The sequence below is a fragment of the Paenibacillus sp. FSL R10-2796 genome (assembly GCF_037965315.1).
Lineage (GTDB): Bacteria > Bacillota > Bacilli > Paenibacillales > Paenibacillaceae > Paenibacillus_AQ > Paenibacillus_AQ odorifer.
The window spans coordinates 5433956-5453951 of record NZ_CP150178.1 but is presented as its reverse complement, the minus strand read 5'-3'; the positions used below and the strand labels follow the sequence as shown (position 1 = coordinate 5453951).

17 protein-coding genes and 1 tRNA gene are annotated in these 19996 nt (G+C 41.1%); 10 read left to right on the top strand and 8 right to left on the bottom strand.

Annotated elements, in window-relative coordinates; translation table 11 throughout:
* Positions 1-166 precede the first annotated feature (166 nt).
* A tRNA-Leu gene (locus tag NST58_RS24510) sits at positions 167-241 on the top strand.
* Positions 242-412: 171 nt separating this feature from the next.
* Here NST58_RS24510 and NST58_RS24505 read toward each other — a convergent pair.
* The 4 genes from NST58_RS24505 to NST58_RS24490 all read right to left on the bottom strand — a co-directional run bounded on the left by NST58_RS24505 (position 413) and on the right by NST58_RS24490 (position 3174).
* The gene (locus tag NST58_RS24505; RefSeq protein WP_076192012.1) at positions 413-1624 is read right to left on the bottom strand and encodes a site-specific integrase; all 1212 of its coding nucleotides are present in this window, start codon (positions 1622-1624) and stop codon (positions 413-415) included.
* A gap of 77 nt (positions 1625-1701) precedes the next feature.
* The gene (locus NST58_RS24500; RefSeq protein ID WP_179086289.1) at positions 1702-1971 is read right to left on the bottom strand and encodes a helix-turn-helix domain-containing protein; all 270 of its coding nucleotides are present in this window, start codon (positions 1969-1971) and stop codon (positions 1702-1704) included.
* 529 nt (positions 1972-2500) lie between these two features.
* Positions 2501-2713 (bottom strand): helix-turn-helix domain-containing protein, encoded by a 213-nt coding sequence (locus tag NST58_RS24495; RefSeq protein ID WP_256716537.1) that lies wholly within the window; start codon positions 2711-2713, stop codon positions 2501-2503.
* Positions 2714-2787: 74 nt separating this feature from the next.
* Positions 2788-3174, bottom strand: coding sequence for a sigma-70 family RNA polymerase sigma factor (locus NST58_RS24490; RefSeq protein ID WP_076192010.1), 387 nt, complete (start codon positions 3172-3174; stop codon positions 2788-2790).
* A gap of 743 nt (positions 3175-3917) precedes the next feature.
* Here NST58_RS24490 and NST58_RS24485 point away from each other — a divergent pair.
* Positions 3918-5693, top strand: a complete 1776-nt coding sequence (locus NST58_RS24485) for a family 43 glycosylhydrolase (protein WP_076192008.1) — start codon at positions 3918-3920, stop codon at positions 5691-5693.
* Between the two features lie 60 nt (positions 5694-5753).
* On the opposite strand, the gene NST58_RS24480 is transcribed toward NST58_RS24485, so the two are convergent.
* Entirely contained in the window at positions 5754-6302 is a 549-nt protein-coding gene (locus NST58_RS24480) for a TetR/AcrR family transcriptional regulator C-terminal domain-containing protein (protein ID WP_143762741.1), read from the bottom strand.
* A 157-nt stretch (positions 6303-6459) separates the two neighbouring features.
* On the opposite strand from NST58_RS24480, the gene NST58_RS24475 reads away from it, so the two are divergent.
* The 3 genes from NST58_RS24475 to NST58_RS24465 all read left to right on the top strand — a co-directional run bounded on the left by NST58_RS24475 (position 6460) and on the right by NST58_RS24465 (position 11458).
* Positions 6460-7947 (top strand): carboxylesterase/lipase family protein, encoded by a 1488-nt coding sequence (locus NST58_RS24475; protein WP_339244474.1) that lies wholly within the window; start codon positions 6460-6462, stop codon positions 7945-7947.
* Between the two features lie 22 nt (positions 7948-7969).
* Positions 7970-9055 (top strand): hypothetical protein, encoded by a 1086-nt coding sequence (locus tag NST58_RS24470; RefSeq protein ID WP_076192002.1) that lies wholly within the window; start codon positions 7970-7972, stop codon positions 9053-9055.
* A gap of 144 nt (positions 9056-9199) precedes the next feature.
* The gene (locus tag NST58_RS24465) at positions 9200-11458 is read left to right on the top strand and encodes a glycoside hydrolase family 3 C-terminal domain-containing protein (RefSeq protein ID WP_076192000.1); all 2259 of its coding nucleotides are present in this window, start codon (positions 9200-9202) and stop codon (positions 11456-11458) included.
* Between the two features lie 94 nt (positions 11459-11552).
* Here the strand turns inward: NST58_RS24465 and NST58_RS24460 are convergent, their stop codons facing one another.
* From NST58_RS24460 to NST58_RS24450, 3 genes are read right to left on the bottom strand one after another with little or no spacing between them, the layout of a single operon-like run.
* Positions 11553-12266 (bottom strand): DsbA family oxidoreductase, encoded by a 714-nt coding sequence (locus NST58_RS24460; RefSeq protein ID WP_076191998.1) that lies wholly within the window; start codon positions 12264-12266, stop codon positions 11553-11555.
* Positions 12263-13657, bottom strand: a complete 1395-nt coding sequence (locus tag NST58_RS24455; protein ID WP_076191996.1) for an MFS transporter — start codon at positions 13655-13657, stop codon at positions 12263-12265. Before NST58_RS24455 ends, NST58_RS24460 begins: the two co-directional genes overlap by 4 nt.
* Complete coding sequence (locus NST58_RS24450; RefSeq protein ID WP_076191993.1) at positions 13654-14331, bottom strand: SDR family NAD(P)-dependent oxidoreductase; 678 nt, start codon at positions 14329-14331, stop codon at positions 13654-13656. The genes NST58_RS24455 and NST58_RS24450 overlap by 4 nt, the downstream gene beginning before the upstream one ends.
* A gap of 131 nt (positions 14332-14462) precedes the next feature.
* Between NST58_RS24450 and NST58_RS24445 the strand changes: the two genes are divergently transcribed.
* The 5 genes from NST58_RS24445 to NST58_RS24425 all read left to right on the top strand — a co-directional run bounded on the left by NST58_RS24445 (position 14463) and on the right by NST58_RS24425 (position 19917).
* Positions 14463-15023, top strand: a complete 561-nt coding sequence (locus tag NST58_RS24445; protein WP_076191991.1) for a TetR/AcrR family transcriptional regulator — start codon at positions 14463-14465, stop codon at positions 15021-15023.
* Positions 15016-16230, top strand: a complete 1215-nt coding sequence (locus NST58_RS24440; RefSeq protein ID WP_076191989.1) for a sensor histidine kinase — start codon at positions 15016-15018, stop codon at positions 16228-16230. Before NST58_RS24445 ends, NST58_RS24440 begins: the two co-directional genes overlap by 8 nt.
* Positions 16227-16877 (top strand): response regulator transcription factor, encoded by a 651-nt coding sequence (locus NST58_RS24435; protein WP_076191987.1) that lies wholly within the window; start codon positions 16227-16229, stop codon positions 16875-16877. Before NST58_RS24440 ends, NST58_RS24435 begins: the two co-directional genes overlap by 4 nt.
* A 152-nt stretch (positions 16878-17029) precedes the next feature.
* Positions 17030-19243, top strand: a complete 2214-nt coding sequence (locus tag NST58_RS24430) for an MMPL family transporter (RefSeq protein WP_076191985.1) — start codon at positions 17030-17032, stop codon at positions 19241-19243.
* A gap of 239 nt (positions 19244-19482) precedes the next feature.
* On the top strand, positions 19483-19917 hold the full coding sequence (locus NST58_RS24425; protein WP_076191982.1) for a MarR family winged helix-turn-helix transcriptional regulator: 435 nt from the start codon (positions 19483-19485) through the stop codon (positions 19915-19917).
* The last annotated feature ends 79 nt before the right edge of the window (positions 19918-19996 follow it).

Here is a 19996-nt window from a genome sequence, read left to right as displayed (position 1 = left end):
ATTTTGTTTTTTTGTACAAAGGACATAGTGTATTTACAAATTAGAGGTAATAGAGTAACTTAGTATCAACACACAGAATCGTTGAGATTTAGACTTTTTAAATTGAAAGGAGTCCTTTGTGGCTAGAAAAGACAATCACTGAAAAAACCAGTGTTATCAAGGCTTTGGCGGAACAGGCAGACGCACAGGACTTAAAATCCTGCGGTACGTGAGTACCGTACGGGTTCGACCCCCGTCCTCGGCATCCTTGATTTATAAGGGTTTTTTCCGGAAAACCTTGGTTTTTGAAACAGTTTGGGAGAGAACTTTTTATAGAGTTCTCTCCTGCAGTTCTCTCCTTTTTCCGGAGGAGAGAACGAGGAGAAGATCGCATGACTCTCAGTAGTATTGAGGGTTATTCGATCTTTTTTTATTAAAAGATCAGGATACTACTCATTGTTGATGCTGAAGATACTTTGGAACTGTATTCCAAGTGAGAATAAATGTCGGCTGTTGTGGAATAGTTGCTGTGTCCCAGCCATTCCTGAATTTCTTTCATACTGACTCCATTGGCGAGTAAGAGGCTTGCACAACTATGACGCAGGTCGTGATAACGGATATGACGCAAACCATTTTTTTTAAGATTTCTAGTAAAGTTTTGTGTGATATAGCCGGGTTTAACTCGTTGTCCTAACTTATCCAAATAGATATACTCCTCATAATCAGTACAATATGATTTACCACATATGGCTTTATTAAGAGCTTGAAGCTCACGAATACGTAGCAGTAATTCTTCAAAGGCTGGCACAAGAGGCAAGGTGCGGCGGCTCGGTTTGTTTTTAGTTCTCTCCTTTTCAATGATGTGTTCTTTTCCCTCAAAATAAACCGGAGTTACAGTATGACGAATACTTATCGTTTTGTTAACGAAATTGATGGCAGTCCACTTAAGTCCAATCACTTCACTTCTTCGCAATCCATAAAATGCAGCAAGAATGACCGCAAGTTCAATCAGTTCGCCCTTAACTTTTTCAAATAGGATATTAATCTCCTGCTTGTTGTAAAAACTGCCGACAAAATCATTCTTCTTAGGTCGTTCAATTTTATCTGCGGGATTAGTGTTAATTAAATCATTTTTGAGAGCATGTTTTAGTGCTTTGCGAATATTAGCGTGATAATGGAGAACTGTGTTGGTTGTCACTCCATTTTTGTCAAGCTCATATTGATAATAATCTTGAATATGACTTGGTAATAATTCTTTGAGAAAAAGTCCCTTTTCTTCAAAGTAAGGAACAACATGATTTGTTATAATATTGTGGTAAGATGCGTAAGTGATAAATTCAACCTTGTGTTTCATCATTGCTAGCCACTGAAGCATGAAGACAGAAAATAGTGGACCCTGATCAAATGGCTCATCGGCTGGCATTTCTTCGCTAATTTCTTCAACTATCGGTTCTTCCTCAGGAACATTTAAAAGAAGAGTAAATTCCCTCCTTGTCTCTAATAGCAATGCTTCTGCTCTTTTTTTGTTTCCTTTTACCGTAAGGCCAGTAGGAATCCACTTTGGTTTTCTCTGACCTTCCTCATCCTTGCAATTCAAGACCATATAAAAAAGACCTTTTTTTTCTTGTAGGTGGCCTGCTACCATGAATATTCCTCCTTCATAGCAGCCCGCATTTCTCCTACCATTGACGTGTTAATTATAACACGCGTGGAAGGGGCGGTTCAATGCACTAAAGTGTTAAAGTGAGGAGGGTTAAAAGTGTGGTTGAACAAATTAAGATATAGTAGGATATTTATTTTAGGGATTTTATAATTGCGCCCAATCTTAAAATGATGAATTTTATTCTCTTGTAAAAGCTTATAAGCAGTCTTATTACTTATACCGCCAAGCATCTCACGCATCTGTACAACAGTGACAATGTCAGGAAAATCATGATATATTACAGCGTACATATCTGGAAGTTCTTTATGTTGGTAAAAATCACTCTTCATTAGTAAATTCTCCTTTATAACGGAATCTTAAGTAAAATAAACTTAGAAAGTTGTTTTTTCAGAGATAAATAGTCTTTATCAAGCTGCTGATGGTGTGCAACATCATAACTCCGGCAGTACCGAAGTTCCCCCTCATCCGAGCAGGCCGCCCCCAATACAGTAACGTTGGCCGGGCGGAAGTATCATTATCCCTCTTACTTGTTATGGCGATTCAAACCTACCATGGATTGATTTGAGCCAGAAGATGATCGCTCAGAGCTTTGGGATTTGTATGTATAATCCTAAAACCCATCATGGCGCTTCTGCTGCGTCGCTTCTGTATTTTTACAGAGCAAAGAGGAACGTACTTGATAAAAGACTTCTTTAATTATCAAAGGACACCGAAAATTTAATTACTGATAAATAATAGAGGATGTATTATTTATCTATTACAATTAAAAAATCTCCTCTGTATTTAAATGGTATTTAGTATTTGTGAATACAACCAAAAATAATAACATTGGCAATTAAATTGCCAAAAATAAGTAAATTATTTCAATGAATTATTTATATAACGATCTAGATCAAATCGACGGACTGCCATTATAAAAGAAATAATTAGGTGCTGTCTACAGTCTTCATTATATTGACCGTTGTGCCATGCATATTTATAGATTAATCGCTCATATCGAAAAATTAATTCTTCTTCAGCTAGCCTATCCCCACCCTGAGCTAACTCAATAAGATCCATTACTTCCCTCAAACGATTACCTCCTTTCTATGGAAGGTTCCAGTTTATAGTAGAAATGGGGGAGGGCATTCGGGGGGAATTTAACTCTACAACTCCAGTTGGTGCCTAAGTTTATCCAATAATGATCTTTTGGCTTTACTGACAGCTTGTTGAGTTAATCCGAATAAACAAGCAATTTCAGAATCGGTCTTTCCTTCGAAATATTTTAAAGTTATAAGTTTCTTCTCCATTGGACTTAATGCTCTGATGACAGAACCTAAGTAATCTTGTATCTCTACTAATACAGTAGGAGAAAGGGAATAAGAATAGACCATAAGCTGAAAGTTATCAATATCTTCGCCCATTGGTTGAAGGTATTGAGCATCTCGATCCACTTTTCTGAAAAATTCACGACTAGTATGGAACAGACATGTTTGGATGTAACGACTAAATCCCTTTTCAACATCGGATGAAATTTTAGGTCTTTTGTTCATTATGAACATCTCCTCTCTTTCTCAAATAGAAAAAAAGTTCGAAAAAAACAACTTCAGACAAATAATTGTAAAAATATAAAAAATATTAATTATAGAGTCGAATTTGATCGTCGTGACATTATCGAAGAAATTTACAAATTCGGATTTTGCATGATTTAATTAGTTGCTTTAAAATTAAACCCACTTAGCTTGTAGTATAAAAACAGCAGGTCTCAATAAGGAGACCTGCTGTTTTTAATTTTTAATGTCTAGTGATTAAATTACAGGTAATAAATAAAGTATTTCAGATGATAGTGCGAGTGTATAGGGTTACACAAAAAGTGAAATGTTTCTTTAAAGGAGTATATATTCGGTTGTGAAAAAAAACACTTAGCAGTTCAATCGGCCACAACTTCTCATTCTATCTTAAAGAACTATTGATCGTCATTCTAACAGTTTGAAGACTTTTTCAATGACACTTTGACGACTATTACAGGATATGATTTTAAATTGCATCAACAAATAACAATCTGAATTCTATGAATATGTACATGGATTTAAGGTTATATAGAAGAATTGTTATTGGGTCAAGAATAAGCTTGTAGAGTATATTTTTAATCTTTTATTTAATTAGTCGTAAAAGTGTTAGTCTATTAGTCGTCAAACCGTTAGAAGACCAATGGGTTATTCCTTAAAATGATGTTAGGCAACTTACAATACTTTGACAGCGGAGTAATAATCAACAATTCCTGTAGGAGGTTAATATGAAATATTTATGTAATCCAATTAACGTTGGCTACAAGTACCAGTTTAACCAGACTGAAAGTGGTAAAATATCTGTCTCCCGTGAGGCGGCTGATCCATCCATGATCAATTTTAAAGGCAGATATTATATGTTCCCGTCGATGACTTGCGGTTTTTTGTATAGCGATGATATCGCTACATGGAATTTTCATTCGCTTAAAAGTTTGCCCGCATACGACTACGCACCGGACGTGAGAGTTGTTGGGGATTATGTTTATTTCTGTGCATCCTCACACGAAATCTGCAACTTCTACCGTACTAAAGATTTGTTCAGTGATGAGTTCGAGGAAATCAAGAGTACTTTTCCATTTTGGGATCCTAATTTGTTTGCAGATGACGATGGAAGAGTCTATTTATACTGGGGATCGTCAACTAGTTTGCCCCTTTACGGCATCGAACTTAACCCTGCAGATATGACGTCTATTGGTGAGAAAAAGGAATTGATCTTCGGTAATGTTGAGGATATTGGATATGAAAGATCGGGGGAAAACCACATACCACCTCATTCACCAGGGAAAATGACCGAGATGCTGAAGAATTTTGAGGAAAGTAAAGACAACATACCAGAAGAATTGAGAGCTGCAGCTCTGGCTTATGTAACGGGGGCCCCCTATATCGAGGGAGTATGGATGAATAAGCATAACGATGTGTACTATCTGCAGTATGCAAGTCCTGGCTCCCGTTATAACATTTATGCGGATGGGGTTTATGTGGGGGATAGCCCGTTGGGGCCTTTCAAGCTTGCCAAAAACAATCCGTACTCCTATAAGCCCGGCGGATTTATAGCTGGAGCTGGGCACGGCTCCACTATGAAAGATGAGTATGCGAATCTATGGCATACAGCCACCATGCGCATAGCCAAGAACCATAATTTTGAACGCCGCATTGGTTTATGGCCGGCAGGATGGGATGATGACGGAGAGTTGTTCTGCAATCAACGTTATGGTGACTGGCCAATCAAGGTAGATTTGGCCAAGCACGACCCGTGGGCACAACCGGAATGGATGCTGCTCTCCTACGCCAAGCCGGCAAATGCCTCTTCTTGTGCAGAGGATTATATCACCACCAGTGTAACAGACGAAAACGTTCAAACCTGGTGGAAGGCAGCATCGAACAAGCCGGGTGAGTGGATCGAGATCGACCTCGGCCAAGAATATGATGTTCATGCTGTACAGATTAATTTTGCGGATGATGGTCTATTTCTGTCTCCTCCGGATGGAGTAGAGTTTAGGGGCGAACTGGGTCAGGTGCGATGGATAGATGAAACTCCGCAGCCGACGCGATGGGAGCTGGAGGGGTCGGCAGACGGGAACACCTACTTCTTTATCGAAGACAAGAGCGAAGTGAACACAGATCTCCCCCACGACCTGGTAGTCATAGAGGAGGGGATAAAGGCAAGGTATATTAGACTCACAATCACTTCTCTTCCATACGAACAGGTTGCTTGCGTATCCGGATTACGAATATTCGGGCTTGGCAGCGGACCGGCCCCCGAACAAGCAACGGCTATTACAATAGAACGATTAAGTGATCTAGACATTGAATTAAGCTGGAAGGGCAATGGCACGGGCTATGTTGTAGAGTGGGGTTACTCACCTGACAAGCTCTACCACAGCTATCAGGTTTTCGGACAGAGCGTAAGAATTGGCGCACTCGTGAAAGGCCAGGATGTCTATGTAAGAGTAGATAGCTACAACGACAATGGTATTACAGAAAGTGACGTAATCAAAGTATAGTTAGCGGTTGCAAGCAGGCAAGGTACAATCACTCAATAAAAATAGAGAGACTGTACCTTTTTAGTTAAGTAATCCATCATGGGGTACTCCAGATAATCTATGAATATAAGTAGTCAACATTACGGCAATTTCTTCAGGCAATTGCTGATAATCATTCAGACTCCACTGATAAATAATTGCAGTAACTCCACCAGAGATGAATTTATTTAGAGAGGATTCGTTTAGCTGATCACCTAAATTCTCCAATAATGCTTTATGAATAATAGGCATTAAAATTTTATGAAACTCCATATAAATCTTCATAATTTGTTTGTTCTCATAATGAATGCGGCATATATCTAACATCATACGATAAATATCTTCCTCTGAAGAAGTACCCTTCTTCTCGCTGTTTTGTTGCAAAGATAGTTCACACATCTCCTCCACATATTCCGTTAGGATATCTAGCGGCAGCGAATAATATTTATAAAAGGTGGTCCGGTTGATCTGAGCCTCGTTGCATATTTGGGAAACGGTAATGTCCTTGATGTCCAAACGTTCGATAAGAGACCAGAGTGCGTTTTGTAGAGCTTGTTTGGTTTGAAGTATTTTTTTGTTTGTTTTCATCATATAATTCCTTTCAAATCAACAACTTTAGTAGATTCTGTCTAGTTCATTCCTTCGTTCTGGGTCACCTTATTGACGACTGATGACATTAAACTTACTGTAAAGATGTAACGAAGTCAACAAATGTTGATTTAAATTGATTAAGGAGAGGGTTAATCTTATGATTATTAACACCAAAAAAGGAAAAGTAGAAGGTTTTGAAACAGAAGGTGTCAACGCATGGTTTGGTATACCGTTTGGTAAAGCACCGGTGGGAGACCTGCGCTTTAAGCGTGCACAACCGGCTGATCCGTGGGAGGGTGTTAGAGATTGTAAGGTTGCCGGTCATGATCCTATCCAGTTTATCGCTTTCCGAGAGGGTGAAGATGAAGATTGCCTTAATGTGAATGTGTGGGCACCCAAAAATGCTGAAAACCTCCCTGTTGTTGTGTGGCTATACGGCGGTGGCCTTCATTATGGCTTCAACACCGACCCGAGCTATGATGGTGCTCCTATGGCAGCAAACGGTGTGGTCCGTGTTAATCTCAACTTCCGCTTAGGGCCGCTCGGTTATTACGATTTTAACCAGTTCGACGATTCCTTTGATACAAATTGTACAATTTCCGATCATATTGAGGGACTAAAATGGGTCAAAGAAAATATCGAAGCATTCGGCGGAGATCCTGGCAATGTCACCATTTTTGGAGAAAGCGGCGGCGGAGTAGCGATATTTGATTTACTTGCAAGCCCAGCAGCAAAAGGTCTGTTTCAAAAAGCGATTTCACAAAGCGGCCTTCCCCGTCTCAGCGGTGGCAGAGAATATACAAAGTTAGTGATACCACGTTTTCTTGAATATATCGGGTTACAGCCTGAAGAGGTCTACAAGCTTAAGACGATGGATATTGACATCATTAAAAAGGCGGGTAGCAAGTTTTATGAGGATTTCACAACATTATTTGCAGGAATTAACATGCCTGGTCCTTTATTCGGTGATGATTTGTTGCCAGAACGTCCTTGGACCGCTATCCAGAATGGCAGTGCCGAAGGCGTCGATGTGATTATCGGATATAATCGTGACGAGGGTGATACCTTCATTCAGTCAACCGAAGTGGTGCAGGGGTGGTTTCCTTCCTGGGAATGTGTTGAGACTATGCTCAAAAACAACGGCAAAGAACAGTATTATCCGGAACTCAGAGCAGCTTATTCCGATATTGAAGATGAGCGTAAAGCGCTTAGCAGCTTTGTTAATGATTATTTCTTTGCCATGCATTCCTATATCTGTGCAGACAATCAGGTAAACCACGGTAATGTGTGGATGTATCGCTTTGATTTTGTGCCTGTTGCTTATCAGCAGCTTAATATGGGTGCTGTTCATGCAGCTGAGATTCCCTTCGCACTTGATACTCTGGATAGAGGTTATTTCTCTTATGCCACGAAAGGAACACCGCAGGATCAGCTGGAAGCTATCCGTGACCAGATTAATGGAGCTTGGCTGAATTTCGCTAAGACGGGTAATCCGAATGGCGGATCCATTGAATGGCCGAAATATGAAGGTAAGAACAGTCCGCTGCATATCTTTGACCTCGAGCCATCCAACAGGGATGTGCGATTAAGTGAACAAGTATTCGCAATATGGGACGAAATCGGCTTACCTTATGATCAAGAATAAGGTATTTAAGGAGCATAACCACATGAAAAAAATTACAACCGTGCTAGGGGATATTAAACCGGTCGAATTAGGGTATACCACGATGCATGAGCATGTGCTTGCAGACGCTTCCTTGTTAAATAGACAGGTTATGCATTTTAAGGGCAGAATACCTGATTATATGCTGGAGCTTCGTATGGAAAATCTGGCGGGCTTAAGACAGGGAATGTCCATTTTTTCAGATGATTGTTCATTGGCCGGAGATATTGATTTCGCAGTCGCTGAATTCAACGCATTCCAAAAGATTGGAGGTCAAGCTGTCGTTGATGCATCTCCAATAGGATTGAGGGCTCCAGCCGGGCAGTTGAAGGAAGCTGCCGAGCGGAGCGGAATCCACCTTGTTACATGTACCGGAATTTATGTTGCAGCCGCCCGTCCGGATGAATATATCGGCAAAGACGATATATTTATGTACGAAGTATTCAAAAAGGAAGTTGAAGAAGGTATCGATGGCACCGATGTTAAACCTGGCTTTTTGAAATGCGCGGTGAATGCGATCAATGAAGATGGTTCCATCGACAAGAGTGAATTAGATGCGCTTCGTGCACAAGCAAGACTCTCTAATGAAACAGGTCTTTCCGTTCATGTTCATACGGGCTATCCAATGACAAATGAACATCTATACGAGGTTGTGGATGTGGCTCTTAAGGAATGCGGAATGAATCCTGACAGATTGTTAATGATGCACCAGGACCAGTTTTTGCGTAGAGGCTGTGAGAATAATGTATATCTGAGTAGTCCTGAAATGGGAAGAAACGTTAATACGGAGTATCTTGAGAAGATTCTAGATCATGGAGTATATATAGGCTTCGATTCCTGGGGGACATTTGTAACAACGCTTCCGGATGATTATGACCGGGTGAAGGGCTTGGTTGCTTTATTAAAAAAAGGCTATGGTTCTCAGATTGTCTGTGGGCATGATTGTATAACGAAGGCGTATGGCAAAACTGCCGGTTCCTATGGATATACCCGGTTCCCGGAGATGCTCGGACAATTGCACCAGTTCGGTCTTGGCGAAGAAATCCAGAAAATCACCGTTGAGAATCCGGCAAAGCTCTTATCATATTAACCTGCTAATGAATATAATCTTCACAGAAAAGGGTAGCACGGGTCTTAGTCCTAAATTCCACGGGATTTAAGGTCTTTTTTTAACATTAAAGTTAGTTGTGAAGCAGCAGCACAACTTAAAGATTATAACCAGGAGGGACGAATCATGGAAAGAAATATTGAACAATTGATTTCGGAAATGACTTTAGAAGAGAAAGCGGGTCTGTGTTCTGGATTAAACTTCTGGCAAACGAAGCCGATTGAACGATTGGGAATCCCGTCCATCATGATGACAGACGGACCTCACGGATTGCGGAAGCAGGAGGGACCTGCAGATCACTTGGGGTTACATGGCAGCTTGCCCTCCACTTGTTTTCCGTCCGCAGCAGGTCTGGCTTGCTCATGGGACGTGTCACTGACCCGTAAAGTAGGAATTGCACTTGGGGAGGAATGTCAGGCAGAGGACATTTCAATTCTGCTAGGACCGGGTGCCAATATGAAACGCTCGCCGCTTTGCGGCAGAAACTTTGAATACTTTTCTGAGGATCCGTACCTATCAAGCGAGATCGCGACCGGCCATATTGAGGGAGTACAAAGCCAGGGTGTGGGAACATCGCTGAAACATTTTGCAGTCAACAATCAGGAATATCGCCGAATGTCTGTCAGTGCGGAGGTGGACGAACGTGCGTTGAGGGAAATCTATTTGGCAAGCTTTGAAGGGGTTGTGAAAAAGGCGCAGCCATGGACAGTGATGAGCTCCTATAACAAAGTGAATGGAGATTACGCTTCGGAAAACCATCGATTGCTAACGGATATCTTGAAGGAAGAATGGGGGCACGAAGGATTTGTTGTTTCTGATTGGGGGGCTGTCAACGAGAGAGTCCGCGGACTTGCAGCAGGCCTGGAACTCGAAATGCCGTCCAGCAACGGTAAGGGAGACAATAAGATTATAGAGGCAGTACGCAATGGCTCTTTGACTGAAGAGGCACTCAACCGAGCAGCGGGTCGTCTACTCAAGGTCATCTTCAAAGCCGTTGACAATAAAAAACCAAATGCTTCTTATAGTGTGGAGGATCATCACCAACTGGCTCGGGAAGTAGCGAGAGAAAGCATGGTGCTACTTAAGAATGAGGATTGTATTCTGCCACTTAAGAAGGAAGGAAACATAGTGGTTATCGGCGAGCTTGCAAAAGCTCCACGTTATCAGGGTGGCGGCAGCTCTCATGTAAATCCTACTAAGTTAGACGATATCGCCGCGGAGCTTAAAAAATCTGCAGGCGGCGCAGCGGTCATGTATGCGCAAGGTTATGAGATTGCGAGCGATGAGGTAAACGAGCGCTTGGAAGCAGAGGCGATCCATTTGGCTCAGGCATCGGACGTGGCTATTATGTTCATTGGATTGCCGGAGCGATACGAGTCTGAAGGCTATGATCGTACGCACTTGCGTATTCCAGCAAATCAAATTGCTCTAATAGAAGCTATTTCTACAGTGCAGTCGAATCTCGTTGTCGTACTGAGTAATGGCTCTCCTGTCGAGATGCCATGGCTTTGTAAGGTGAAAGGGCTGCTAGAGGCGTATTTGGGTGGTCAAGCACTTGGCGGAGCGATCGCCGACTTGCTATTCGGTGATGTTAACCCGTCCGGCAAGCTGGCTGAGACCTTCCCAATGATACTGGAACATAATCCGTCCCATCTGAATTTTCCAGGGGAAGGCGATAGAGTGGAATACAAGGAAGGCTTATTTATCGGATATCGCTATTATGATATGAAGAAGATTGAACCGCTCTTCCCATTCGGCTTTGGCTTAAGCTACACAAGCTTTGAATATACTGGCCTTACGGTTAGCAACAAAACATTGAAGGATACTGATTTCGTCAACGTTACACTACAAGTGAAAAATACAGGTAATATGACGGGTAAAGAGATCGTTCAGCTGTATGTACATGACGTGGCGAGTAGCGTTATTCGTCCGGCAAAAGAATTGAAGGGCTTTGAAAAGGTTGAACTAAAACCAGGAGAAACTAAAACCGTGTCCTTCACACTTGGAAAGCGCGCCTTCGCTTATTATAATATCAAATTGCAAGATTGGCATGTTGAAACGGGGGAGTTCAATCTCTTGATCGGAATGTCCTCTAAGGACATTATACTGACAGAATCCGTATATGTGGAGTCTACAGTTTCTCTTCCGAAAAGCTACACTAGAACTTCAACGGTCGGTGATTTGATGGCAGATCCGGATGCTGCGCAGATTGTTCAAGCAATTCTTTCGAGTCAATCCAGAAATGGAATGGACGAGAATGCTTTCAGTTCAGAAATGCTTCAGGCTATGATGAACGGGATCCCGCTGCACGCACTACTCAATTTCAGTGGAGCTGATTTCACTGAAGAAATGCTGGATGATATGCTCGAGAAATTAAATAATTAAAAAACGGTAAGCAAACTATTTAATAGACATTAAGTTAAGAGGCAGCCGAAGGGAGCTGCCTCTTAACAATTAACATTCAGGATGTCGCATCGGTTCAAGAATTGTGTTCAGGCAATTCACATCCTGTTTCTGCAGTGCAAATGTCTGAAGAAGCCTGAGAATTCTCTACTGATTGTACATCTGTCCATGCTTGTTCCAGCTCTTGTAGAAAAACATCTGATGTCTGTGCACCGGATATTGCATATTTTCCTGCGATCAGAAAGAATGGAACACCGCGTACACCGACTTTTGTTGCCATTTTAGTATCGTTACGGACTTCTGTGGTATAATCCTCGCCTTTCAGTATTCTGAGCGATTCATCGCGATTCAGGCCTACTTGAACCGCTAATTCAGCCAGTACCTCGTGACGACCTATATGCAAGGTATCAGTAAAATAGGCTTTCATTAGCCGTTCGGTCATTTGCAGTTGCTTCCCTTGAACGGAAGCAAAATGCATCAGTCGATGTGCATCAAATGTATTAGTTCGTATCGTCTTGTCAAGATGATATTCAAGTCCAGCCGATTCTGCCAGGTGTATCATATGATTTACACTTGCCGAGGCCTGTTCGTTAGACATTCCCATTTTTTGTACCATCAATTCGTATGTGCTAGGGTTGCCGTCAAGTGATGCATGGGGATCCAGTTGAAAGCTTCTTATCGTGATGTCTACTCGTTCATTATGCAGAAACTTGCTCAGTCCCTCTTCAAATCGGCGCTTTCCTATATAACAAAACGGACATGCGAAATCCGACCATATTTCCACTTTCATAATTGCTCCCCCCTCTGCCAATTCTTATTACCTGTACGTCCAAAATGCCAAAAGTATAATAAAGACACGATTAATACAACTACGGCCATACCTGCACAGATATTGCTGTACACCGTTCCAGAGGCATACAGATGCAGCGGATTCAAGGTCAGTGAGGAATCCCCGTAATCAATAATCTTACCAATAATAACCGTCGACATTGCTCCTGAGAGAAACATTATCATAGAAAAAAGCCCCATGCCGATGCCGACCTGTTCCTGTGTTAATGTTCGTGAGACGGTATTAGATAGACCAAACTGCATAGAAACCTGACCAACACTTCCGGCAATCAGAATTAAGGCTACTACCCAAGGATCTGCACCTGCCATAAGCGACAGCAGGAAGAAGCAGAGAAACATCAGAGTCATAGCCAGACTCACAAGTAGCGGATTTCCATGGCGGTCGGCTAGCTTACCTGCACTTTTTCCAAACACCGCGGAGATGAATGCTCCTGGAAACACCACAAAACCAACCATACCTGGAGATAGTCCGTTCAACTCGGTCAATAATTGCGGTATTACAAATGAGACTCCCATTACCACCGCCGCATTCAAAAAACCGATGACCAGCGCTGTAACATAACGCCTATTGCCAAAAAGTGCCGGTTGAATAAATGGAGTTTTCGCCTTAGTCAATCTCCAGATAAGCAACAAAAGCATAAGAATTCCGGCTAGCGTTAACCAGCCGTTACTCCAAGTTATCGCTAATAGTAAGAAAGCAACCAGGGCAGCGAGCAAACCGGCCCCAAGCGCATCAATTGTACCGCTAGATGGGGGATGATCAGGCAAGTATTTTCGGAAAAATGGTAATGCAACAAGAACTATAAGAGTAAGGCCAAAGAGTACCCGCCAGTGGAAGGTCTGAACAATAAAGCCTCCTACAATTGGCGAGACAGCAGTTCCGATCGCTAATCCCATCGAAACCATGCCGAGTGCATGTCCCCGATTCTTTGGCTCATAATAGCGAACAGGAATGATTAAAGCTGCTGCCGGAATGACAGACGCACCTGCTGCCTGCAAGATCCTTCCGGCAATGACGGTTGAAAAATTGGTGGAGAAAAGTCCAATCAGTGAACCGCCGGCAAAAAAAAGCAATCCGATGGTTAATAAATTTCTTAACCTGAATCGGTCAGAAAGCTTTCCAAATACCACTGTTCCAATAGCATATAAAGATGTGAAACCAGTCATTACCCAACTGACTTGAGAAGCTGTCAGTTCGAACTCTTCGCGCATTTGCGGTAGTGCGACATTAAACATGGCAGCATTCATCACAGATAAAATCAAAGTGGCCATCAAGACCAGCAGAAGCCGCTCTTTCTGCTTACTCTCTATTGCAATTTGATGTTCCGTCATAATTCTTGAACAGGCTTGAAATCTTTAGGGAAAGTTTCTTCGAACTTATCTTTGTTGCGATACAGCTCATACCAAGCCTCTGCAATCAAATCCGGATCTCCTTCTGTTCCAGGTTTAATTAGGGTTCCTATGGCCAAGAAGCCTACATAGACCCCGTTAACCTTCAATGTCTCATGCAGATTGGATGCATAATTTCGTAATGCGGCCATAACGGCACTCCCATTACCGAGAAAGGGGAGTGGATATTGCGCAGACACCCCGCTAGAGAAAAGAATGGATCCTTCGCCTTTTTGTTGCATTTCAGGTAGTACTTCATTTACACATTGAATGGCTGGAAGCAAATAGCCGTTTACGTACTCCAAGACGCTTTGCGGTGTAGTCTCCAGTATATGTTTGTAAGTTTCAAGGCCTGCGGACGGGCTGAATTCCAGTACGTCAATTCCGCCAAAATCGCTTTTCACCTCACCAAGTGCTCGCTTTAATTGGGTCAACTGGCTGATATCAGCTAAGTAAAACTTGGCTTGATTGTCCATATTATTAAGTTCTTGAATGATTGCTGCCAATTTATCGGCGTTGCGGGCAATTAAAGCTACTTTGAACTGTTGTTTACCAAATCTTTTGGCAATAGATAATCCTAGGCCGGGACCGGCTCCGACAATGGCAATGGTTTTCATGGATAACCTCACCTTCCTTTGATATATTTAAAACAACTCATGTCGTTTTAAGTCAAGTCTATAAGTTGCTGTCTTACTAAGCAACCAACAATAATCCATATATGTGGAGATAGGGAGTTGTAGAGTTATTTATGACCATAAAAGTCAAGAATATCAGGAAGACTGGAACAAGGCAGGCAATAATTGAAGCGTTTTTAGCAATTGCCAGTAAAAAAAGTATTGAAAAAATAACGATTCTTGAAATAAGTGAACGTGCTAATGTAAATCGGGCTACATTTTACGCTCATTTTCTGGACAAATATGAAGTATTGGATGAAGTAATCGGGGAGTCCGCTGCACAGATGGTACAATTACATACAAAGGATGTCTATCTATTCAATAAAGAAAAAATTAATCAACTTGTTTATGCAGTGTTTGAGTATTATGAACAGATAAACAACACCTGCAAAGGCAATTATGAAAGCAAAATTCCACAGCTGCGTTCCCGAATGATTGATACTTTACGCAGTCACTTGGAAAAGTGTTTAGCAAATATATATGAGCAAGAAGATCGCACATTCTATGCACGGATTTACGCCGCTCTAAGCTATGAGGCAGGTTATCTATGGGCAACAGACCAAACGGGATTACTACTGGGGGAAGCAGCAGAGAAGGTAGCTGACTTAATTATGGGGGGATTGCCTAATGTTTAATTTGCTAAAATTCTATGGTAATCGTGAAACAACCTCATTTATCCAAACCATGAATGATTTTAGAATACCGGTACTCATTTGGTCCTCGCTGGTTTATGGTTCGACAACTATTCAGAGCATAAGGGAATTTCATTTAGCAGAGTATTTAATTTTCAGTGCATTATTCATTATTTTTCTTTATGTAAACTGGGAATCAGCTCTTTTTGCTAAGCGATATACATGGTCTTTTTTTATCCTGCAAGGTTCATTAATTTCAATTAGCTCAATTCTTATGCCTTCAGCTGCTGTAACTATATTAGTGGGTTTACTACCTGTCCTGGTGGGGCAGAGTATTGGATTCTACTATAATAAAAGAAAAACCATACTGGTCATTGCCTTAAGTATAACTATATTTATTAATGTATTAGTCTGCGTAGGGGAATTTCACAACCTAACTTTAGTGCTTGCTCCTTTTTTATTGTTAATTATTGTCGTGTCAGCATATACAGGTCTGTTTTTTCAGCAAGTACATTCACGATTGCGGACGCAAAAATATTTGCATGAACTGGAGGCTGCATACATGAAGGTTGAGGAATTAACACTAGCGAATGAAAGACAACGGATGGCTCGTGACTTACATGATACAATGGCACAAGGCGTTGCCGGATTAATCATGCAGTTAGAAGCTATAGGCTCTTTTATTACAAACGGAAATATTCATAGGGCACAAGAAATTTCTCTGCGTTCCACAGATCAGGCTCGCAGTATTTTGAAGGATGCACGTAAAGCGATAGATAACTTACGTCTCAAACCAGAATTTAACGAGAAGAGTTTTTCTGAAGAAGTTAGAGATGAGATCGATCGCTTTATCAGTTCAACAGGGATCAAGGTTTCTGTAAATCTCAAGGTGGATCATAAATTATCGAAGAATTTAACCGAGAATATCTTGTTGATAATAAGCGAATGTATGATAAACATTCTTAAACATGCTAATGCTACAAATGTCTGGGTTAGTGCTGAGGTCTCAAATGATTTTCTTGTGATCGAAGTTAAAGATGATGGTGAAGGTTTCATTATGGAAAAAATTGTAGAACAAAAGGGACATTACGGGTTATTAGGAATACAAGAACGGGCAAAGTTGTTACGAGGATCAGTAGAAATAACAAGTAATAATAGCGGAACCCTTGTAAGAGTGAAGGTTCCAATATTTGAAGGAGAAAATGAATGAAACCCTACAAGATATTAATTGTTGATGACCACAGTGTCGTGCGGGAAGGCATAAAATTGATCTTGGAAACGACAAATAAGTTTGAGGTTATTGGTGAGGCAGTCAACGGTGTCGAGGCTCTAAGACTCGTAACAGAGCTTTTACCTGATGCAGTGCTAATGGACTTAAGGATGCCGGTTATGGATGGAATAGAAGTTATGAAGGTTCTAAAAGACAAAGGTTCTTCTATACCAATTATTATTTTAACCACATATGACGAAGGTGATTTGATGCTAGAGGCATTGAATCTAGGTGCAAAGGGTTATCTGCTAAAGGATACAACAAGTGTGGATTTATTTCGCGTAATTGAATCAGCCATTGTTGGTGATACTATTCTACTATCAGATATGATGACAAAATTAATATCCATAACCAAAGAAAAGTTATCTCCCGTTGCAGAGGAAGAGAATGTATTAACAATTAAAGAATTGGAAATTCTGCGTTTAGTTGCGAGAGGATATAAAAGTAAAGAAATTGCGTTTGATTTTGGGATCTCAGAACGAACCGTAAAAGCACATTTAACAAGCATTTATAGTAAGCTTGAAGTTGATTCCAGATCTAAAGCTGTTGCAGTTGCACTAGAAAAAAAGATGATACATTTAAATTAGTTAAAATCCAGAAGGAGTAATATCTTTCTGGTTTTTTTTGTTTCTGTGTGGAATTGCCCAAAGGTACATGTACTTCTGCCTATTGGTACGATGTAATCACATGCTGAATTATCTAAAATATATTTATGTTTAAATAAAGGGGTGGTTGTTGAGTGGCGAAGTATTTATTTCGACTGGGATCATGGTCCGCGAAGAATAGTATAAAAGTCCTTGTAGGTGGTTTAGTTGTTTTATTATTACTTGTTGGTATAGCAATATCTTTAGGACCCTCATTTAGTTCAGAGATGTCAATACCTGGTTTAAAGTCAGAAGATGCCATGAAATTATTGAGTACTGAATTTCCGGCGCCTGCTGAGGAAGGTGGTCAGATTCAACTCGTGTTTAAAGCTCCGGACAAGGCGAATCTTACAACTGAACCGGAAAAACAATTTATTCAAAAGTATTTGAAGGAGATTGCTAGCGATTCTGAAGTAAAAGGGATTTCTGATCCTTATGAAAGTATGACGTTAAGTCCTGGGAATAACATAGGATATGCGATAATTACGTACATGCAACCGGATGTTTCTGACGAATCCAAAAACGCTCTAATCCACATTACAGAATCTATGCGTAATGAAGGATGGCAAGCTGAGCTAACAGGATCGGGATATGCAAGTTTGATAACAACTAGCGCCGGAGTTAGTCCTACCGAAACCATAGGTGTTCTTGTTGCCTTTATTATTTTGTCAATTACATTCGCTTCTTTTCTAACCGGCATTTTCCCTATCATAACCGCACTGGTAAGCCTATTGATAGGGATAATGTGTATATTAATTAGTTCAAATGTGATGGACATGTCATTAAACTCTATATCGGTAGCAGTAATGTTAGGGTTAGCTGTAGGAATTGATTATGCTATGCTTATGATTTCTCGATTCCGCCAACAACTCGGAGAAGGGTATGATGTGGAAACGTCAGCTGCAATCTCAAATGCTACGGCTGGAACCTCTGTTGTATTCGCGGGAATTACTGTCGTTATTGGTCTGGGAGGTCTTGCTGTAGCTAGAATCCCCTTTATAACAACAATGGGTATTGCAAGTGCATTTAGTGTTATAGCAGCCGTTTTAGTTGCAATTATAATAATGCCTGCAATATTCGGGGTCTTAGGTGAACGGTTTAGTTATAACAAGCAGAATAGGTTTTTAAAATTATTTAGTAGGTCTTCCAAGAAAAAAGGTTCGGAAAGCCGATGGGGGAGATTTGTTACTAAACGCCCTTGGTTAATTGTTATTTTTGGGGTTTCCTTCTTGTGTGTGCTGGCAATACCTTTTTTCCATATGAACCTGGGTATCCCGGATGATGCACAAAAGTCTACATCAAAAACAGAACGCCGTGCTTACGATCTTATCGCGGAAGGTTTTGGTGCGGGTTATAATAGCACAATAGTTATTTTGGCTAAAAGTAATGACGAAAACATATTGAATGCTTCCATTGAGCAGTTAACTGAGGAATTAAAAAGTGTTCCGGAAGTAAAAAGTATCACTCCTGCTATTCCGGGAAGTTCAGGGGAAGTAAAGATGATTCGTGTTACCCCTAATACAGGTCCAAATGATATTGAAACTAAAGAGCTGGTTCATCTTATCCGTGATAAAGCATCTACATTAGAAAATGATGGACAGGTGCAATTATTCGAGACAGGAAGTACCATTGTTAACATTGATATTTCAGAACACTTGAATGCGGCAATCGTCAAATTTGCAATAGTAGTTGTTGGGCTTGCGTTCCTATTACTAATGCTCTTATTCCGGTCATTGTTAATCCCTATTAAAGCAGTCCTGGGTTTTGTTCTATCATTAGTGGCAACATTTGGTTTCCTTGTATTCGTAATACAAGATGGTCACATGGGGAGCATCTTCGGCTTTCATGCAACTGGACCCATACTAAACTTCCTGCCTATTATGGTAGTTGGTGTTCTATTCGGTCTTGCCATGGATTACGAGGTATTCTTGGTCAGTAGAATGCGTGAAGAATACAAACATACTGGTGATGCCCGCCGTGCTGTTCTTGCCGGAATTAAAGGCAGCGGAGCTGTAGTAACGGCAGCAGGATTAATTATGATCTCTGTATTTGCCGGATTCATTCTGGCTGAAGAATCAATGGTCAAGTCCATGGGATTTGCTCTTGCTTTCGGAATCCTGTTTGATGCATTTGTTGTACGCTTAATGCTTGTTCCGGCTATTATGACTATTCTAGGAAAATCAGCTTGGTATCTTCCTAAATGGCTTGACCGTATCCTTCCGAATGTAGACATAGAGGGTGAGGCGATCATGAAGGAGTTGTCTGAGAAAAAGGGATCTGACAAAATAACCAACTCTTTGTGGGATTAGTCTCCCATTGACCATGACGAAAATAAAGCAAAAGCACTCGACTCGAAAGAGGTGGGTGCTTTTGCTTTTTATAAACTAATAAGTCGTCAAACCGTCATTCGAAAAGTCGTTATATCGTTAGAGAATGATGAAAACTTCCCCTATGCTTAACCCTAAGGAAAGTAAATATATAGGTCGTAATGGAGGTGGGTGCTTAAGATGACTATGCGACTGCACGATATACGAATGAGTTGGACTGCATGAAGCCGCCTAAGTCTATAGGATTTGAAATCAAGGTGTTGGCCAACTTAATCAAACGGAAATTAGACGATGGCTCATTAGATGATGGGGAGGAGAGCTTGACCGGCATGCAAGGTTGGATCATTGGTTACTTAAAAGCCAATCGGAATCGTGCTGTGTTTCAGCGGGATATTGAGAAGGATTTTAATGTCCGGCGTGCAACGGTGACTGGAATGCTGCAGTTAATGGAACGAAACGGACTTATTATTCGTGAACCGGTGATACATGATGCCAGGCTTAAGAAGCTGACCCTGACTTTGAAAGCCGATAGAATGCACGAACGGGTCGTTAAGAGATTTGAGGAATTCGAGAACCATTTGCGCAGTGGATTGAGTGAAGAAGAGATAGTTGTATTTATTGAACTTGCTGAAAAGTTAAAGAGGAATCTGAACTAGTGATTGCCATGCCTATATTGTTAGGAGCCTGACAGTAAGGGCAAGAACAACTTGTATCTGTCCGAGAAGGAAGGTGGAG